A 16407-nucleotide genomic window follows, 5' to 3' on the forward strand; every position below is an offset into this window, starting at 1 on the left:
TTCTGTCATCGGCGAATTGGCGGTTCGGCACGGGGGCACGGTGGTGGGGGACGTGATGGACTTCGGCACGCAGGGCGCGCACGCCCCGGCCGATCTCGCCTGGCTGCGGGGCATCGACGCGTACACCATGGGCGCGTATCCGCAGGCCGAGGAGGAGTTCCGGGCCGCGGTACGGATGGATCCGGGCATGGTGGACGGCTGGCTGGGACTGCACGCGCTGCGGGTGGACACCACCACCGCGCTGCTGCGCATGTACCGCCACCGCGAGCGCTTCGGCGAACAGCGAGCCCGGCACCGGCGCACCCTCAACTCCTGGTACTGGCTGGGCTGGTGGGTGCAGCCGGTGCTGGAGAGCCCGCGCGATCTGCTGCTCGCGCACGCCTCGCACTGGCTGGACGGCCGCCATGTGCCGGAGCTGGACCGCGCGCTGGCGGGGCTGTCACCGGTCGACACCGACCCGCAGGTCCGTTTCCTGCACGCCTGCCGGGCGTATCTGGTCAAGGACTGGGACCAGCTGGTGCGGCACACCGAGCCGCTGCTGGGCGATCCGCTGCTCGGGATCGAGGCCGGGCTCTTCGGCGGGATGGCGCGGGTGCGGCTGGAGATGTTCGGGCAGGCCGAGCCGCTCCTCTCGGCGGCCCTGATGCGCTGCCGCAGCGAACAGCCGCAGCGCAAGGAGCTGCGCTACTGGCTGGCCCGCGCCCACGAGGGCACCGGCCGCTCAGCCGCCGCGCTGCCGCTGTACCGGGCGGTGCACCGGGTCGACCCGGCGTTCATGGACACCTCGGCGCGGCTGGCCGCGATCACCGAGTCCGATGGCCTGGACGGGTCGTACGGCTCCGACGACCCGGCCGATCTGGCGGCCGTCTCGCTGGCCGGGTTCGGCCAGGACGGCACGGCGGACGGCGCCGAGCCGGAGGCGACGTCCCTCGAACCGCCGGAGGGCCGCGAGGTGCGGGCGCCGCTCGTCGGCCCGGCGGTGGTGGTGCCGCCGCCGACCGACGGCGTACGGGAGAAGGCGGGCATTCCGGCCCAGCCGTCCCCGCCGCCGGTGCCGACGGGCCCGACGGACTCGGCGCTGCTGGCCCAGGCGCTGGCGGAGCTGGAGCGGATGGTGGGCCTGGAGCCGGTGAAACGCCAGGTGAAGGCGCTCTCAGCCCAGCTCAACATGGCCCGTCTACGGGTCGGCCAGGGCCTGCCCGTCCAGCCGCCGAAACGTCACTTTGTCTTCTCCGGTCCCAGCGGCACCGGCAAGACCACGGTGGCACGGATCCTGGGCCGCGTCTTCTACGCGCTCGGCCTGCTGGGCGGCGACCACTTGGTGGAGGCCCAACGGGCGGACCTGGTGGGCGAGTTCCTGGGCCAGACCGCGGTCAAGGCGAACGAGCTGATCGACTCGGCGCTGGGCGGGGTGCTGTTCGTGGACGAGGCGTACAGCCTGTCCAACTCGGGCTACAGCAAGGGAGACGCGTACGGCGACGAGGCGCTCCAGGTCCTCCTCAAGCGCGCCGAGGACAACCGCGACCACCTGGTGGTCATCCTCGCCGGCTACCCCGAGGGCATGGACCGCCTCCTGGCCACCAACCCCGGCCTGTCCTCCCGCTTCACCACCCGGGTGGACTTCCCGTCCTACCGCCCCCTGGAGCTGACGGCGATCGGCGAGGTCCTGGCGGCGGAGAACGGCGACTGCTGGGACGAGGAGGCGCTGGACGAGCTGCGCTCGATCAGCGGCCATGTGGTGGACCAGGGCTGGATCGACGAACTGGGCAACGGCCGCTTCCTGCGCACACTGTACGAGAAGAGCTGCGCGTACCGGGACTTACGCCTGTCGACGTATCCCGGCACGCCCGGGCGGGACGATTTGTCGACGCTGCGGCTGCCGGATCTGATGCAGGCGTACGGGGAGGTCTTGTCGGGGCGGGGCGGGGCGGTGGATCCGCTTTAGCCGGCGGAAGGCGGTTTCCCCGGGGCTACGGCCCCGGACCCCGGGCGGGCCTGCGGCTCCCGCGCCCCGCCTTTTCGTCTGCGGACCGTGCTGGCTCGCTCGCGCAGTTCCCCGCGCCCCTAGGTAGTAAGGGGCGGGGAACTGCGCGACCAGCCACCCACGGTCCGCGGACGACGCACCCGGCCGCCCGCCGGAGGCCACGCGGCGGAGCCGCACATGTCACGGCCGGCAAGGGGCGGGGTGGGGGCGGAACCCCGGTGGGCTAACCCGCCAGCGCCTGTTCCGCGCGCGGCTGCGTCGGGAACGGGCGGTGGGACGGGTCGCGGACCTCACCCACCAGCTTCTCCAGGACGTCCTCCAGGGCCACCAGGCCGAGGACACGTCCGGACGCGTCCGCCACCTGAGCGAGGTGCGCCGCGGCCCGCCGCATCACCGTGAGCGCGTCATCCAGCGGCAGCTCCGCCCGCAGGGTGACCAGCGGCCGCCACACCTGCTGCGGCACCGCCCGCTCCCGGTCCTCCAGGTCCAGCACGTCCTTGACGTGGAGGAAGCCCATGAAGGCGCCCCCCTCCGCGCAGACGGGGAAGCGCGAGTAGCCCGTACGGACCGTCAGCTCCTCCACCTCCCGCGGCGTCACCGAACAGCCCACCGTCACCAGCGACGCCCGGTCGAGCAGGACGTCCGTCACCGGGCGGCTGCCCAGCTCCAGCGCGTCCTCCAGGCGCTCCATCTCCCGCGGGTCCAGCAGACCCGCCTGCCCGGAGTCCTCCACCAGGCGGTTGAGCTGCTCGCTGGTGAAGACCGCCTCGACCTCGTCCTTGGGCTCCACCCGGAACACCCGCAGCACCAGCCGCGCGCACGCGCCGAGGGCGACCGTCACCGGGCGGCACACCCGGGCGAAGGCGACGAGCCCCGGGCTGAACCACAGCGCGGTCTTCTCGGGCGCCGCCATCGCCAGGTTCTTCGGGACCATCTCGCCGATGACGAGGTGGAGGAAGACGACGAGGGCGAGCGCGATCGTGTAGCCGAGGGGGTGGATCAGGCCCGCCGGAACCCGGGCCGCCTCGAAGACGGGCTCCAGGAGGTGGGCCACCGTCGGCTCCGCCACCGCGCCCAGCGTCAACGAGCAGAGGGTGATGCCGAATTGCGCGGCCGCCATCATCTGCGGCAGGTTCTCCAGACCGTGCAGCACCTGCCGCGCCCGCGCCGACTGGGCGGCGAGCGGTTCGATCTGGCTGCGGCGCACGGAGACCAGGGCGAACTCGGCCCCGACGAAGAAGCCGTTCGCCAGCACCAGGAGCAGGGCGAAGAAGAGTTGCAGCACACTCATCGCACGGCCTCGCTCAAGACGTCCGCCGTGCGGACGAAGCGCACCCGCTCCGCCCGGTACCGCTCGACCCGGCGGACCTGGATCCGCCAGCCGGGCAGCTCGGCGCGGTCACCGGGGACCGGGATGCGGCCGAGCAGATCGGCGACGAGTCCGGCGACCGTCTCGTACGGCCCGTCCGGCGCGTCCAGCCCTATCCGGCGCAGGCTCAGCACCCGGCAGCTGCCGTCGGCCTCCCACGCGGGGCGGCCGTCCTCGCTCGGCACGGCGGCGAGGTCGGGCCCGGCGTCGGCCTCGGCGTCATGCTCGTCGCGCACCTCGCCCACGAGCTCCTCGACGATGTCCTCCAGGGTGACGACCCCGGCCGTACCGCCGTACTCGTCGACGACCACGGCTATCGGCTGCTCACTGCGCAGCCGCTCCAGGAGCTGCTGCACCGGCAGGGTCTCGGGCACCAGCAGCGGCGGCACCGCGATGCGCGCGGCGGGCGTGCGGTGGCGTTCCTGCGGCGGTACCGCCAGCGCGTCCTTGAGGTGGACCATGCCGACGACCTCGTCGATCCGCTCCCGGTAGACGGGGAAGCGGGAGAGCCCGGTGGCCCGGGTGAGGTTGAGGACGTCGGCGGCGGTCGCGGAGGTCTGCAGCGCGCTGACCTTCACGCGCGGCGTCATCACGTTCTCCGCGGTGAGCCGCCCGAGCGCGAGGGTGCGTACGAAGAGGTCGGCGGTGTCCTGTTCGATGGCTCCGGCCCGCGCCGAGTGGCGGGCCAGCGAGACCAGTTCGCCCGGGGTGCGGGCGGAGGCCAGCTCGTCGGCGGGCTCCACACCGAGCGCCCGGACCAGCCGGTTGGCGACGGTGTTCAGGAGCGAGATGACCGGGCGGAAGAGCCGCGAGAAGCGGCTCTGCGGCCCGGCGACGAACCGTGCGACCTGGAGGGGCCGCGACACCGCCCAGTTCTTGGGGACGAGTTCGCCGATCACCATCTGGACGGCGGAGGCGAGCAGCATGCCGACGACGACGCTCACCCCGGGCGCCACCCCGTCCGGCAGACCGGTCGCGGTGAGCGGCCCGTCGAGCAGTCCGGCGAGCGCGGGCTCCGCGAGCATGCCGACGACGAGCGAGGTGATGGTGATGCCGAGCTGGGTGCCGGAGAGCTGGAAGGACAGCTCGCGCAGGGCCTCGACGACGGTGCCGGCGCGGCGGTCGCCGTCGGCGGCGGCCTTCTCGGCGTCCGGCCGTTCCACGGTGACCAGGCCGAATTCGGCGGCCACGAAGAACCCGTTGGCGAGGATGAGAAGGAATGCCGCGGCGAGCAGCAGAAGCGGGATGGTCATGCCGCCACCTCGTGCGCGGGGGCGGCGCATGTACTACCGGACGATCCGTCCATTGCTGGAGGGAGTCACTCCTCGGGTCGCTGGTGCCCCGCAGGCCGATGGTGCCGCCTTGTGCGCGGGGCCGGCGCAGTGAGCGCCACCGTCACCAGGGTAGCTATTGAGATCGTCGCCGCAATGCTTGCCCCGGTGCTGAAAACGGGCGGGTCAGCCGTCCTGGCGGGTGCCGTGCGACTCGGCGAGCGCGCGCAGCGCCCGGGCGTCGCGAATGGCCCGCTCCTTGGCGATGCCGGGCTGGATGCCGAGCGCGGGCAGGCTGGTGCCGTCGCTGAGGTCCAGGAAGACCCAGGGGTCGCCGGGGCGGAGGTTGACGCGCAGGATCTCCGCCCAGGCGAGCCGCCGGGTCCGGGTGAGGTTGACGACCGTGACGCCCGTGTCGTCGGCGACGACCTTGGGGCGGCTCAGCAGCGCGAGGACCGCGAAGAAGACGGCCGCGGTGAACACGAAGCTGGCCCGCTCGCCCCCGCTCATGTTCTCCAGGAGCAGTGCGACGCCGGTGATCACGGCGAACATCACGGCACCGACGCTCAGCAGCACGGCCCGGGTGCGGGTCGGCCGGAACGTGACCGGGAGAGCGGGGAGTTGGGGCGCGGGGGCGGACACGGGGTACGTCACTTCCGTACGGGAGTAAAGGAGCCGGAGGGGTCGGTCAGAGGCGGTCGGTCAGAGGCGGCAGGCGTGGATGGCCGTGGTGAGGATGGCCCGGGCGCCCAGCTCGTACAGGTCGTCCATGATCCGCTGGGCCTCCTTGGCCGGGACCATGGCGCGGACGGCGACCCAGCCCTCGTTGTGGAGCGGCGAGATCGTCGGCGACTCCAGGCCCGGGGTGAGGGCGACGGCCTTCTCCAGGTGCTCGGCGCGGCAGTCGTAGTCCATCATCACGTAGGTGCGGGCGACCAGGACGCCCTGGAGGCGGCGCAGGAACTGGGCCACCTTGGGGTCGTCGCCGTTTTCGCCGGTGCGGCGGATGACGACGGCCTCGGACTTCATGATCGGCTCGCCGAAGACCTCGAGGCCGGCGTTGCGCAGCGAGGTGCCGGTCTCCACCACGTCCGCGATGACCTGGGCGACGCCCAGCTCGATGGCGGTCTCCACGGCCCCGTCGAGGTGCACCACGGAGGCGTCGACGCCGGACTCGGCCAGGTGCTTGGCGACGATGCCCTCGTAGGAGGTGGCGATCGTCTTGCCCGCCAGGCCCTCGATGCCCGAGACGGTGCCGGGCTTGGCCGCGAACCGGAACGTGGAACGGGCGAAGCCGAGCGGCAGGATCACCTCGGCGTCGGCGCCCGAGTCGATCAGCAGGTCCTGGCCGGTGATGCCGATGTCGAGCTTGCCCGCCGAGACGTAGATCGCGATGTCCTTGGGGCGGAGGTAGAAGAACTCGACCTCGTTCGCGGGGTCGACGAGGACGAGCTCCTTCGACTCCTTGCGCATCTGGTAGCCGGCCTCATGGAGCATCGCCGCCGCGGGTCCGGACAGTGCACCCTTGTTGGGGACGGCGATGCGCAGCATGAGGTCGGCTTCCTTACGTGAGGACATGCGGGGGGCGGGATGTACGGGGAGTGTGCTCAGAGGTGCTTGTAGACCTCGTCGAGCGAGATCCCGCGCGCGACCATCATCACCTGGACGTGGTAGAGCAGCTGCGAGATCTCCTCGGCGGCGGCGTCCTTGCTCTCGTACTCGGCGGCCATCCAGACCTCGGCGGCCTCCTCGACGACCTTCTTGCCGATGGCATGCACGCCCTTGTCCACCAGCTCGGCGGTGCGGGAGGTGGACGGGTCGCCGTTGGCGGCCTTGAGCTGGAGCTCCGCGAAGAGCTCTTCGAAACTCTTGGAGGGTTTGTTCGCCATGATGCTTCTCAGGGTAAGGGGTGCGTCCCTGCCACTCAGCGCCAGGGTTCGCTGACGGTGCGCAGCGTGGCGGCCGTGGCGACGGCGGCGGTGACCGCTTCGTGGCCCTTGTCCTCGTTCGACCCTTCGAGGCCGGCCCGGTCCAGGGCCTGCTCCTCGGTGTCGCAGGTCAGCACGCCGAAGCCGACGGGTACGCCGGTGTCGATGCTGACCTGGGTGAGACCGTTGGTGACACCCTGGCACACGTAATCGAAGTGCGGCGTACCGCCCCTGATGACGACGCCGAGGGCGACCACCGCATCGTACCCGCGGCCCGCGAGCACCTTGGCGACGACCGGCAGCTCGAAGCTGCCGGGGACGCGCAGCAGCGTCGGCTCGTCGATGCCGAGCTCGTGCAGGGCGCGCAGGGCGCCGTCGACGAGTCCGTCCATGACCTTCTCGTGCCACTGCGCCGCGATGACCGCGACCCGGAGGTCTGCGCAGTTGCGTACGGACAGTTCGGGTGCGCCCTTGCCACTCACGTGCTACTCCTCGGTGCTCTTTCAGCTGCTACGGGTGTCGCTGGTTACGGGTGTCGCTGGTTACCGGTGTCGCTACTGGTTGCCGCAGGCCGACGCGGTCGCGTCCAGCCAGGGCAGGTCGTGTCCCATCCGGTCGCGCTTGGTGCGCAGGTACCGCAGATTGTGCTCGCCCGCCTGGACGGGCATCGGCTCGCGGCCGCTGACCTTGAGGCCGTGGCGGACCAGCGCGGTGGTCTTCTCCGGGTTGTTGGTCATCAGCCGCACGCTGCGCACGCCCAGGTTCTCCAGGATCTGCGCGCCGGCCGCGTAGTCGCGGGCGTCGGCCGGCAGCCCCAGCTCCAGGTTGGCGTCGAGCGTGTCGCGCCCCTGCTCCTGGAGCTCGTAGGCGCGCAGCTTGGAGAGCAGTCCGATGCCGCGCCCCTCGTGGCCGCGCAGATAGACGACGACGCCGCGGCCCGCCTCGGTGATGCGCTCCATGGAGGCCTGCAGCTGGGGGCCGCAGTCGCAGCGCAGCGAGTGGAAGATGTCGCCGGTCAGGCACTCGGAGTGGACGCGCACCAGCACGTCCTCGCCGTCACCGATCTCGCCGTGGACCAGGGCCACGTGCTCGACGCCGTCGACGGTGGAGCGGTAGCCGTAGGCGGTGAACTCCCCGAAGGAGGTGGGGAGGTGGACCTCGGCCTCGCGGCGCACGGTGGGCTCGGAGGAACGGCGGTAGGCGATCAGGTCCTCGATGGAGATGATCGTCAGGCCGTGCTTGCGGGCGAACGGAATGAGCTCGGGCAGCCGCAGCATCACGCCGTCCTCGCCCGCGATCTCCACGATCGCGCCGGCCGGGGCGAGCCCGGCGAGCCGGGCGAGGTCGACCGCGGCCTCGGTGTGGCCGTTGCGGACGAGGACGCCGCCGGGCTTGGCGCGCAGCGGGAAGATGTGCCCGGGGCGGACGAAGTCCCCGGCCTCGGAGTGCCCGTCGGCCAGCAGCCGCAGCGTGGTGGCGCGGTCGGCGGCGGAGATGCCGGTGGAGACGCCGTGCGCGGCGGAGGCGTCGACCGAGACGGTGAACGCGGTCTTCATGGACTCGGTGTTGTGGTCGACCATCTGGGGCAGCTGGAGCCGGTCGAGCGCCTCGCCCTCCATGGGCGCGCAGATCAACCCGCGGCACTCGCTCATCATGAAGGCGACGATCTCGGGGGTCGCCTTCTCGGCGGCGATGACGAGGTCGCCCTCGTTCTCGCGGTCCTCGTCGTCCACGACCACGACCGGCCGGCCGGCCGCGATGTCGCGGATCGCCTGCTCGACGGGGTCGAGGGAGAGGTCCTCGCGATTGTCGGTGGAGTACCAGGTGGGTGTGGTGGCGCTCATGCCGCCGCTCCTTCCAGGACGGGCTGCGCGCTCGTACGGGAGCGCAGCCACCAGTCGCGCAGGCCCCACAGGACGATTGCGCCGTAGATGACGTAGACGAAGCCGGAGAAGGCGAAGCCGTTGGCGAAGTTGAGCGGCACGCCGACGGCGTCGACGAGCAGCCAGGCGAGCCAGAACTCGACCATGCCGCGCGCCTGGGCGTACATGGCGACGATCGTGCCGACGAAGATGTACGCGTCCGGCCACGGGTCCCACGACAGCGTCGGGTAAGCGGTGAACAGGGCGCCGACGGCGAGGGTGCCGAGCGCCGCGCCCGCGACGAGCAGGCCCCGCTCGCGCCAGGTGGCGAACCGCACCGCGATCGAGCCGTCCTGCCCCTGCCCCTTGCCGCCGCGCCACTGGTACCAGCCCCACAGGGCGACCACGATGACCACGACCTGCTTGCCGGCGCTGCCGGAGAGGTGGGCGGTGGTGAACGCGGCCAGCAGGATGACGCCGGAGAGGAACTGGGCGGGCCAGGTCCATATGGAGCGCCGCCAGCCGAGCGCGAGGGCGGCCAGACCGACCGTGTTGCCGATCATGTCGGACCACATGATGTGCTGGTCGAAGGCGGTGAAGGCCTCGGAGTTGAGCCAGTTCACTTGGGGTCCTCCTGGCCGCTGGGGCCCTCCTGGCCGCGCGCGCCGAGCAGCCGCTCGACGTACTTGGCGATCACGTCGACCTCCAGGTTGACCGGGTCGCCGGGCTGCTTGTGGCCGAGCGTGGTCAGCGCGAGGGTGGTGGGGATGAGGCTGATGGTGAAGTAGTCGGGGCCCGCGTCGACGACCGTGAGGCTGACGCCGTCGACGGTGATCGAGCCCTTCTCGACGACGTAGCGGGTCAGCTCGGCGGGGAGCGAGACCTTGACGATCTCCCAGTTCTCCGAGGGGGTGCGCTCGACGACGGCGCCGGTGCCGTCGACGTGGCCCTGGACGATGTGTCCGCCGAGGCGGCCGCCGACGGCCATGGGCCGCTCCAGGTTGACGCGGGAGCCGACGTCGAGGGCGCCGAGGCTGGAGCGCAGGAGCGTCTCCTGCATGACGTCGGCGGTGAACTCTCCGTCGCCGGTCTCCACGACGGTCAGACAGACCCCGTTGACGGCGATCGAGTCGCCGTGCCGGGCGCCCTCGGTGACGACGGGGCCGCGCAGGCGGAAGCGGGAGGAGTCGCCGAGCTTCTCGACGGCGGTGACCTCACCCAGCTCTTCGACGATTCCGGTGAACACGCTTATCGCTCCTTGGGAGTGGCACTGATACGGAGATCGGGGCCGATGCGGACGCTCTCGGTCAGTTCGAGCCGCAACGCTTCGGCGATCGTGGTGATTCCGGCGCCGGTGAGAGCCGCCGGGCCCGCGCCGAGCAGGACGGGCGCGAGGTAGCCGACGACCTTGTCGACGGCGCCCGCGGCGACGAAGGCCCCGGCGAGGGCCGGGCCGCCTTCGAGGAGTACGGAACGGACGCCCCGGCCGTGCAGGGCGGCCAGCAGCGCCGGGATGTCCAGACCTGTGGCGGCGCGCGGCAGGCGCACGACGTCGGTGTCCGCCAGATGGGCGGCGTCGGCGTCCTCGGCGACCGCGACCAGGGTCGGCGCGGCGTCGTCGAGGACCCGGGCGCCGGGCCGCACGGCCTTCGCCTCGGTGTCGACGACGACCCGCAGCGGCTGGACGGCGCCCTCGATCCCCCGTGCGGCGAGGTGGGGGTCGTCGGTGCGGGCGGTGCCGGAGCCGACCACCACGGCGTCTGCCTCGGCGCGCAGCCGGTGGACGTCGGCGCGGGCCTCGGGCGAGGTGATCCAGCGGCTGGTGCCGTCCTCGGCCGCGATCCGGCCGTCCAGGGTCGCCGCGTACTTCCACAGGACATAGGGGCGGCCGAGCCGCACGGAGGTGAGCCAGGCGGCGTTGCCCGCCTCGGCCTCTTCGGCGAGCAGTCCCTGCCCGACCTCGACCCCGGCCGCCCTCAGCGTGTCGGCGCCGCCGGTGGCCTGCGGGTTCGGGTCGCCGACCGCGTACACGACCCGTGCGATCCCGGCTTCGACGAGCGCCTGGGCGCAGGGGCCGGTGCGACCGGTGTGGTTGCAGGGTTCGAGGGTGACGTACGCGGTGCCGCCCCGGGCCCGCTCGCCCGCGGCGGACAGGGCGTGGACCTCGGCGTGCGGGCCGCCGGCCTTCTGGTGGAAGCCCTCGCCGACGACGGCGCCGGAGGCGTCGGTGATGACACACCCGACGACCGGGTTGGGGCTGGTGAAGCCGAGTCCGCGCGCGGCGAGCTCAATGGCTCGACGCATCGCGTCTGCGTCGGCTGCGGTGGCCACCGGGTCCTCCTGCCTCTTCGGGCACGGACTCCGGGGCTGTCGATGAACGACAGAGAGCGGGAACAGGGCCGTACATACAGCTCACGCATGGCCGAAGGACGCCGATCGTCGCGGGGGACGATCAGCGGAACGGCCGGCATGAGCCCTGAGGGCCCGCCCGCCGCGCACTGCCTCCCATCCGGACTTTCACCGTCGGTCCAGGAATTCCACCTGGTCAACCGGCCACTGGATGCGGCCGGGTCGCGGACTATTACCGCCGGTTCGGAATTACACCGACCCCGGAGTGCGCTGCTGCTGGTACAGGGTCAGTGTGCCACGACTGATCGTCGGCCATACGGGCGAACGTCTATGGCCTGGGTCACAGTGCGAGCCCCGCGCCGTCGCGCTCCGTAGCGGAGGCCCATCCTCCACTTCACCGCGCATCAGGCCGTGAGCCCGGCATTGGTCCATACCTATTGACGCTCTGGTCTAGTCCTCTTAATCTCCGTGTCACCTCCGAGGTGAGGCCCGCCGGTGTGCGCACGCCCTGGGCCGCCGCACGACCGCCCGCAGTCCTGTGTCACACCGACCTCCCCCAGGAGGAACAAATGGTGCTGTCCCCCACTCGTACGAGAGCCACGCTGTTCGCGACCGGTGCCGCGGTCGCCGGGCTGCTGCTCTCCTCGCTCGCCGCGGGCGTCTCGCACGCCGCCGACCCCGAGTCCTGTCGCCCCGACGGGCTCTACAGGACGCCCGGCGTCGACGTCCCCTACTGCTCCGTGTACGACACGGACGGCCGCGAGAAGATGGGCGCCGACCACCAGCGCCGCGTCATCGGGTACTTCACCGGCTGGCGCACCGGCCAGGACGGGACCCCCGCCTATCTGGCCTCCGACATCCCGTGGGACAAGGTCACCCACGTCAACTACGCCTTCGCGCACATCGGTTCCGACAACAAGATCTCCGTCGGCACCGACGGCGAGAAGAACGCGGCGACCGGAATGACCTGGCCGGGCGTGGCCGGGGCCGAGATGGATCCCGCGCTCCCCTACAAGGGCCACTTCAACCTCCTGAACAAGTTCAAGAAGCAGCACCCCAATGTCAAGACGCTGATCTCCGTGGGCGGCTGGGCCGAGACCGGCGGCTCTTTCGGTGACGACGGAAAGCGGGTCGCCTCGGGCGGCTTCTACTCGATGGCCACGAACGCCGACGGCTCGGTGAACCAGCCGGGCATCGACACCTTCGCGGACTCGGCCGTCGCCTTCATCAAGAAGTACGGGTTCAACGGCGTCGACATCGACTACGAGTACCCCACGACGATGAAGGACGCGGGCAACCCGCTGGACTGGAGCCTGTCCAACGCGCGCCGGGCGGGCCTGGTCAAGGGCTATGCCGCGCTGATGAAGTCGCTGCGCGAGAAGCTGGACCGCGCGGGAGCAGCTGACGGAAAACACTATCTGTTGTCTGTTGCCGCACCTTCGTCCGGCTATCTGCTGCGCGGCATGGAGACCTTCCAGGTCCAGAAGTACCTGGACTACGTCAACATCATGTCGTACGACCTGCACGGCGCCTGGAACGAATACGTGGGCCCGAACGCCTCGCTCTTCGACGACGGCAAGGACGCGGAACTCGCGGCGGCGGGCGTCTATTCGGCCTCGCAGTACGGCGGAATCGGCTATCTCAACGCGGACTGGGCCTACCACTACTTCCGCGGTTCGATGCCGGCCGGGCGCATCAACATGGGCCTGCCGTACTACACCCGGGGCTTCCAGAACGTGACGGGCGGCACGGACGGGCTGTGGGGCAGGGCCGCGACCACCACCTGCCCGGCCGGGTCCGGGCTCACCAAGTGCGGTGACGGCGCGACCGGCATCGACAACCTCTGGCACGACCTCGACGAGACCGGCAAGGAGGCCCCGGCGGGCTCCAACCCGATGTGGCACGCCAAGAACCTGGAGAAGGGCGTCGTCGGCGACTACGTGACCAAGTACGGCTTCCCCGCCGACACCAAGCTGACCGGCGCCTATGCCCGCAAGTACGACTCGACGCTGGTGGCGCCCTGGCTGTGGAACGATCAGAAGAAGGTGTTCCTGTCCACCGAGGACGAGCAGTCGGTCAACGCGAAGGCCGACTACGTGGTCGACAAGGGCATCGGCGGCACGATGGTCTGGGAGCTCGCGGGCGACTACAAGTACAACGCGGCCAAGGGCCAGTACGAGCCGGGCTCGACACTGACCTCCGCGATGTACGACAAGTTCAAGTCGGCCGCCCCGTACGGCGCCAGGCGCTCCTCCGTCACCCTGCCCACCCAGGCGCTCGACATCGGCGTGGACTTCGGGCGGTTCCCGCTCGGCGACTCCAACTACCCGATCAGCCCCAAGGTGACGCTCACCAACAACACCAGGGCGACGCTGCCGGGCGGCACGGAGTTCCAGTTCGACTACGGGACCTCGGCCCCGGCGAACGCCAAGGACCAGTCCGGCTTCGGCACGACGATCGTGCGCAGCGACCACAGCGGCAGCAACGTGGGCGGTCTGAAGGGTGACTACAACCGGGTGTCGCTGAAGCTCCCGGGCTGGCAGTCGCTGGCCCCGGGCGCCTCGGTGACGCTGGACTTCGTCTACTACCTGCCGGTGTCGACGCCCTCCAACTGGACGGTGACCTTCGGCGGCCGTACGTATGCGCTGGCCGGGGACCTCACCCGGGGCGCGACGGTCACCGAGCCGGAGACCGGGACCCCGCCGCCGTCCCCGTCCCCGTCGCCGTCCGGCGGTACGACGGGCGGTTCCACGGGCGGCTCCACAGGGGGCGGCTCCTGCACCGCGCCCGCCTGGACGGCCGCGGCCGAGTACGGTGGCTCCACGACCGTCTCGTACAAGTCCCACATCTGGAAGTCGAAGTGGTGGACGAAGGGCGAGGAGCCCGGAACCACCGGCGACTGGGGCGTCTGGCAGGACCTCGGCGCCTGTTGATCCCCGCCCCCCGAGACGCCCGGCGGCGCGACTCAGGCCCTTGCCGCAGCCGCCGGGCACCTGCTGTGAAGCGCCCGCACCCCGGCCGGATCCTCCCGGCCGGGGTGCGGTGCGTCAGCGTTCGGTGCGTCGGGGCGCGGTCTGTCAGGGCGCGGGGGGCGCGAAGAGCTCGTCCTGCGCCGCGTCCCGCGCCGCGAGCAGCGCGCCGCGCAGCACAGCCCGGTCCCCGAGCTCGCTGGGCCGGACCTCGGCACCCAGCGGGGTGAGGGCGGCGAGCCGGCTCAGCACCCGGGCGGAGAGCAACGCGCCGCCCGCGTGGCCCAGTTCGCCGCCGAGCACGATCAGGCCCGGGTCCAGTACGGAGACCACGGCCGCCGCGCCGATGGCGATCCGCTCGGCCAGCGCGTCGAGGAAGGGGCCGGTCGCCTCGCGCACCAGGGTCTCGGCGCTGCCCGTCAGTCCGTGCTCGGCGGCGAGCCGCACCACCGCGTCGGCGCCCGCGAGCGCGTGGAACCCTCCCTCACAGCCGGTCGCGGACGGCAGCGCTCCGGTGCCCGGGACGGGCAGGAAGCCGATCTCGCCCGCGCCGCCGGAGGCCCCACGGCGCAGCTTCCCGTCCAGGAAGACCGCCGCACCCACGCCCTGGCCGAGCCAGAACAGCACGAAGTCGTCCTGACCGCGCGCGGCGCCGAGCCGGTGCTCGGCCATCGCCGCCAGGTTCACCTCGTTCTCCACCAGGACCGCGGCCGACAGCCGCCGGTGCAGGGCCGGGACCAGCTCGCGGTGCCAGGCGGGCAGCCCCGCGCTGTCGCGCAGCTCGCCCGTCGCCGGGTCGATCAGGCCGGGCGCCCCGACGCCGATGCTGTGCAGCCGCTCGGCGCCCGCCTCCTTCGCGGTCCGCTCCAGCAGCGCCACCGCCTGCTCCACGGCGGGGCCGGTCCCGGCGTCGGCTCCGATCGGGAGGGCGGCCTGCGCCAGGGGCGCACCGAGCAGATCGGCCACGAGCACGGTGACGCTGTCGGTGCGCACGTCGAGGGCGGCGAGATGGGCCCGGTCCGCGACGATGCCGTACAGCCGGGCGTTGGGGCCGCGCCGCTCGGCGCCGGACTCCCCCACGACCTCGACGAGCCCCGAGTCCTGGAGCCGTTCGACCAGGTCGGCGACGGTGGGGCGGGACAGGCCGGTGAGCTTCTTGAGCTGACCCGCCGTCAACGGGCCCTCGTCCTGGAGCAGGCGCAGGGCGAGGCGGTCGTTGATGACCCGGGCGGTGCTGGGTGATGCGGGCATGCCGGGATCCTTCCAGACGACCGGGACCCGGTGGACGGCGGATTATTTATCAGGCAGGGTTCCTGATAGTTCTGATAGCTTATCGCGCGCCCGGTATCGCGTACCAAGGCATCGCATACCGGCATCGCGTACCGGCATCCAGGGGAGGACCGAGCTGATGGCGAACGAAACGGGCGACGTCATACGGGAGTTGAGGCGGGCCAGGATCGCGATCGCCGCCGTGTTCTGCGTCCACGGCACGGTCACCGGGAACTTCGCGACCCGGGTCCCGTGGATCCAGGACCACACCGGCATCTCCACCGGCCTGCTCGGCCTGGCGCTGGCGTTCCCCGCCATCGGCTCGTCGCTGCTGATGCCGCTCTCCGGCGCGATCACCCACCGCTTCGGCGCCCGCCGGGCGCTGCGCGGGCTGCTCGCCCTGTGGACCCTCGCCCTCGCGCTCCCGGCGCTCGCACCGAACCTCTACACGCTCTGCGCCGCGCTCTTCGTGTTCGGGGCGACGGCCGGCATGTCGGACGTGGCCATGAACGCGCTGGGCGTACAGACCGAGGACCGGCTCGGCCGGTCCATCATGTCCGGGCTGCACGGCATGTGGAGCGCGGGCGCCCTGATCGGCTCCTCCGCGGGCACGCTGGCCGCGCACCTCGGCACCGACGCGCGCGTGCACCACCTCGTCGCGGCGGGCGTCCTCACCGCGCTCGGCGCGTTCGCCTGTGGCGGCGTACTCGACCTGCGCAGCGCGCCCGACGAGGCCCCGCCGCCGCGCTTCGCCCGGCCGCCCAGGACGGCGCTGGTCATCGGGCTCGTCGCGTTCTGCGCGGTGTTCGCCGAGGGAGCGAGCCTGGACTGGTCGGCGGTGTACCTGCGGGACACCATGGACGCCTCCGCCGGTCTCGCCGCCGCCTCGACCACCGCGTTCACGCTGACCATGGCGGTGGCGCGGATCGCGGGCGACAAGGCCGTGGACAGGTTCGGCGCGGTACGGACGGTCCGCTGCGGGGGCGTCCTCGCCACGGCGGGCGGGCTGGCGGTGGTCCTCGCGCCCGGACCCGCGGTGGCGGTGGGCGGGTTCGCCCTGATCGGCCTCGGCGTGGCGGTCGTGGTGCCGCTGGCCTTCGCGGCGGCCGGGCGCAGCGGCCCCAACCCCAGCCAGGCCATCGCGGGCGTCGCCACCATCACCTACACCTCGGGCCTCATCGCCCCCTCGACGATCGGCGGCATCGCCGATCTGACCTCGCTCCTGGTGTCGTTCGGCCTGGTCACGCTGTTGGCGCTGGGGCTGGTGGCGGGGGCGGACGTGCTGCGTACGGGAGGGCGCGCCCGGGCCGTCGGCGGTGCGACGGAGGCGGCGCCGGTGCGGTCCACCGACGCCGCCCAGTAGCCGCCGAGAGTCTTCACATATCTGAACTCAGTTCACGAATAAG

Annotated in this window: 14 protein-coding genes and 1 riboswitch; of the genes, 3 read left to right on the forward strand and 11 right to left on the reverse strand. The window is 71.9% G+C overall.

All coding sequences use genetic code 11. From position 1 onward, the window contains the following. The first annotated feature begins 55 nt into the window (after nt 1–55). On the forward strand, nt 56–1945 hold the full coding sequence (locus tag AB0G17_RS28795; RefSeq protein ID WP_361389165.1) for an AAA family ATPase: 1890 nt from the start codon (nt 56–58) through the stop codon (nt 1943–1945). Nucleotides 1946–2207: 262 nt separating this feature from the next. Here AB0G17_RS28795 and AB0G17_RS28800 read toward each other — a convergent pair whose 3' ends face one another. The 10 genes from AB0G17_RS28800 to ribD all read right to left on the reverse strand — a co-directional run bounded on the left by AB0G17_RS28800 (nt 2208) and on the right by ribD (nt 10745). Next, entirely contained in the window at nt 2208–3275 is a 1068-nt protein-coding gene (locus AB0G17_RS28800; RefSeq protein ID WP_361389030.1) for a hemolysin family protein, read from the reverse strand. Next, nucleotides 3272–4606, reverse strand: a complete 1335-nt coding sequence (locus AB0G17_RS28805) for a hemolysin family protein (protein ID WP_361389033.1) — start codon at nt 4604–4606, stop codon at nt 3272–3274. Before AB0G17_RS28805 ends, AB0G17_RS28800 begins: the two co-directional genes overlap by 4 nt. A gap of 204 nt (nt 4607–4810) precedes the next feature. Continuing rightward, a complete protein-coding gene (locus AB0G17_RS28810; protein WP_361389168.1) occupies nt 4811–5266 on the reverse strand; it encodes a PH domain-containing protein in 456 nt (151 codons plus the stop codon). Nucleotides 5267–5326: 60 nt separating this feature from the next. Continuing rightward, a complete protein-coding gene (hisG, locus tag AB0G17_RS28815) occupies nt 5327–6175 on the reverse strand; it encodes an ATP phosphoribosyltransferase (protein ID WP_361389171.1) in 849 nt (282 codons plus the stop codon). 56 nt (nt 6176–6231) lie between these two features. Then, nucleotides 6232–6513, reverse strand: coding sequence for a phosphoribosyl-ATP diphosphatase (locus tag AB0G17_RS28820; protein WP_361389036.1), 282 nt, complete (start codon nt 6511–6513; stop codon nt 6232–6234). Between the two features lie 35 nt (nt 6514–6548). After that, nucleotides 6549–7034 (reverse strand): 6,7-dimethyl-8-ribityllumazine synthase, encoded by a 486-nt coding sequence (ribH, locus tag AB0G17_RS28825; RefSeq protein WP_101387336.1) that lies wholly within the window; start codon nt 7032–7034, stop codon nt 6549–6551. A 72-nt stretch (nt 7035–7106) separates the two neighbouring features. Continuing rightward, the gene (locus AB0G17_RS28830; protein WP_361389039.1) at nt 7107–8396 is read right to left on the reverse strand and encodes a bifunctional 3,4-dihydroxy-2-butanone-4-phosphate synthase/GTP cyclohydrolase II; all 1290 of its coding nucleotides are present in this window, start codon (nt 8394–8396) and stop codon (nt 7107–7109) included. Beyond that, complete coding sequence (locus AB0G17_RS28835) at nt 8393–9037, reverse strand: nicotinamide mononucleotide transporter family protein (RefSeq protein WP_361389042.1); 645 nt, start codon at nt 9035–9037, stop codon at nt 8393–8395. The genes AB0G17_RS28830 and AB0G17_RS28835 overlap by 4 nt, the downstream gene beginning before the upstream one ends. Then, nucleotides 9034–9660: a riboflavin synthase gene (locus tag AB0G17_RS28840; RefSeq protein ID WP_361389045.1), complete on the reverse strand. Its 627-nt coding sequence runs from the start codon at nt 9658–9660 to the stop codon at nt 9034–9036. Before AB0G17_RS28840 ends, AB0G17_RS28835 begins: the two co-directional genes overlap by 4 nt. Before the next feature lie 2 nt (nt 9661–9662). Beyond that, entirely contained in the window at nt 9663–10745 is a 1083-nt protein-coding gene (ribD, locus tag AB0G17_RS28845) for a bifunctional diaminohydroxyphosphoribosylaminopyrimidine deaminase/5-amino-6-(5-phosphoribosylamino)uracil reductase RibD (protein WP_361389048.1), read from the reverse strand. A gap of 160 nt (nt 10746–10905) precedes the next feature. After that, a riboswitch (FMN riboswitch) is annotated at nt 10906–11036 on the reverse strand. Nucleotides 11037–11335: 299 nt separating this feature from the next. Here ribD and AB0G17_RS28850 point away from each other — a divergent pair. After that, nucleotides 11336–13696: a chitinase C-terminal domain-containing protein gene (locus tag AB0G17_RS28850; protein ID WP_361389174.1), complete on the forward strand. Its 2361-nt coding sequence runs from the start codon at nt 11336–11338 to the stop codon at nt 13694–13696. 144 nt (nt 13697–13840) lie between these two features. On the opposite strand, the gene AB0G17_RS28855 is transcribed toward AB0G17_RS28850, so the two are convergent. Continuing rightward, nucleotides 13841–14983: an ROK family transcriptional regulator gene (locus tag AB0G17_RS28855; protein ID WP_361389051.1), complete on the reverse strand. Its 1143-nt coding sequence runs from the start codon at nt 14981–14983 to the stop codon at nt 13841–13843. A 157-nt stretch (nt 14984–15140) separates the two neighbouring features. Between AB0G17_RS28855 and AB0G17_RS28860 the strand changes: the two genes are divergently transcribed. Then, nucleotides 15141–16364: an MFS transporter gene (locus tag AB0G17_RS28860; protein WP_361389054.1), complete on the forward strand. Its 1224-nt coding sequence runs from the start codon at nt 15141–15143 to the stop codon at nt 16362–16364. The last annotated feature ends 43 nt before the right edge of the window (nt 16365–16407 follow it).

Source organism: Streptomyces sp. NPDC023838, assembly GCF_040639555.1.
Taxonomy (GTDB): Bacteria; Actinomycetota; Actinomycetes; order Streptomycetales; family Streptomycetaceae; genus Streptomyces.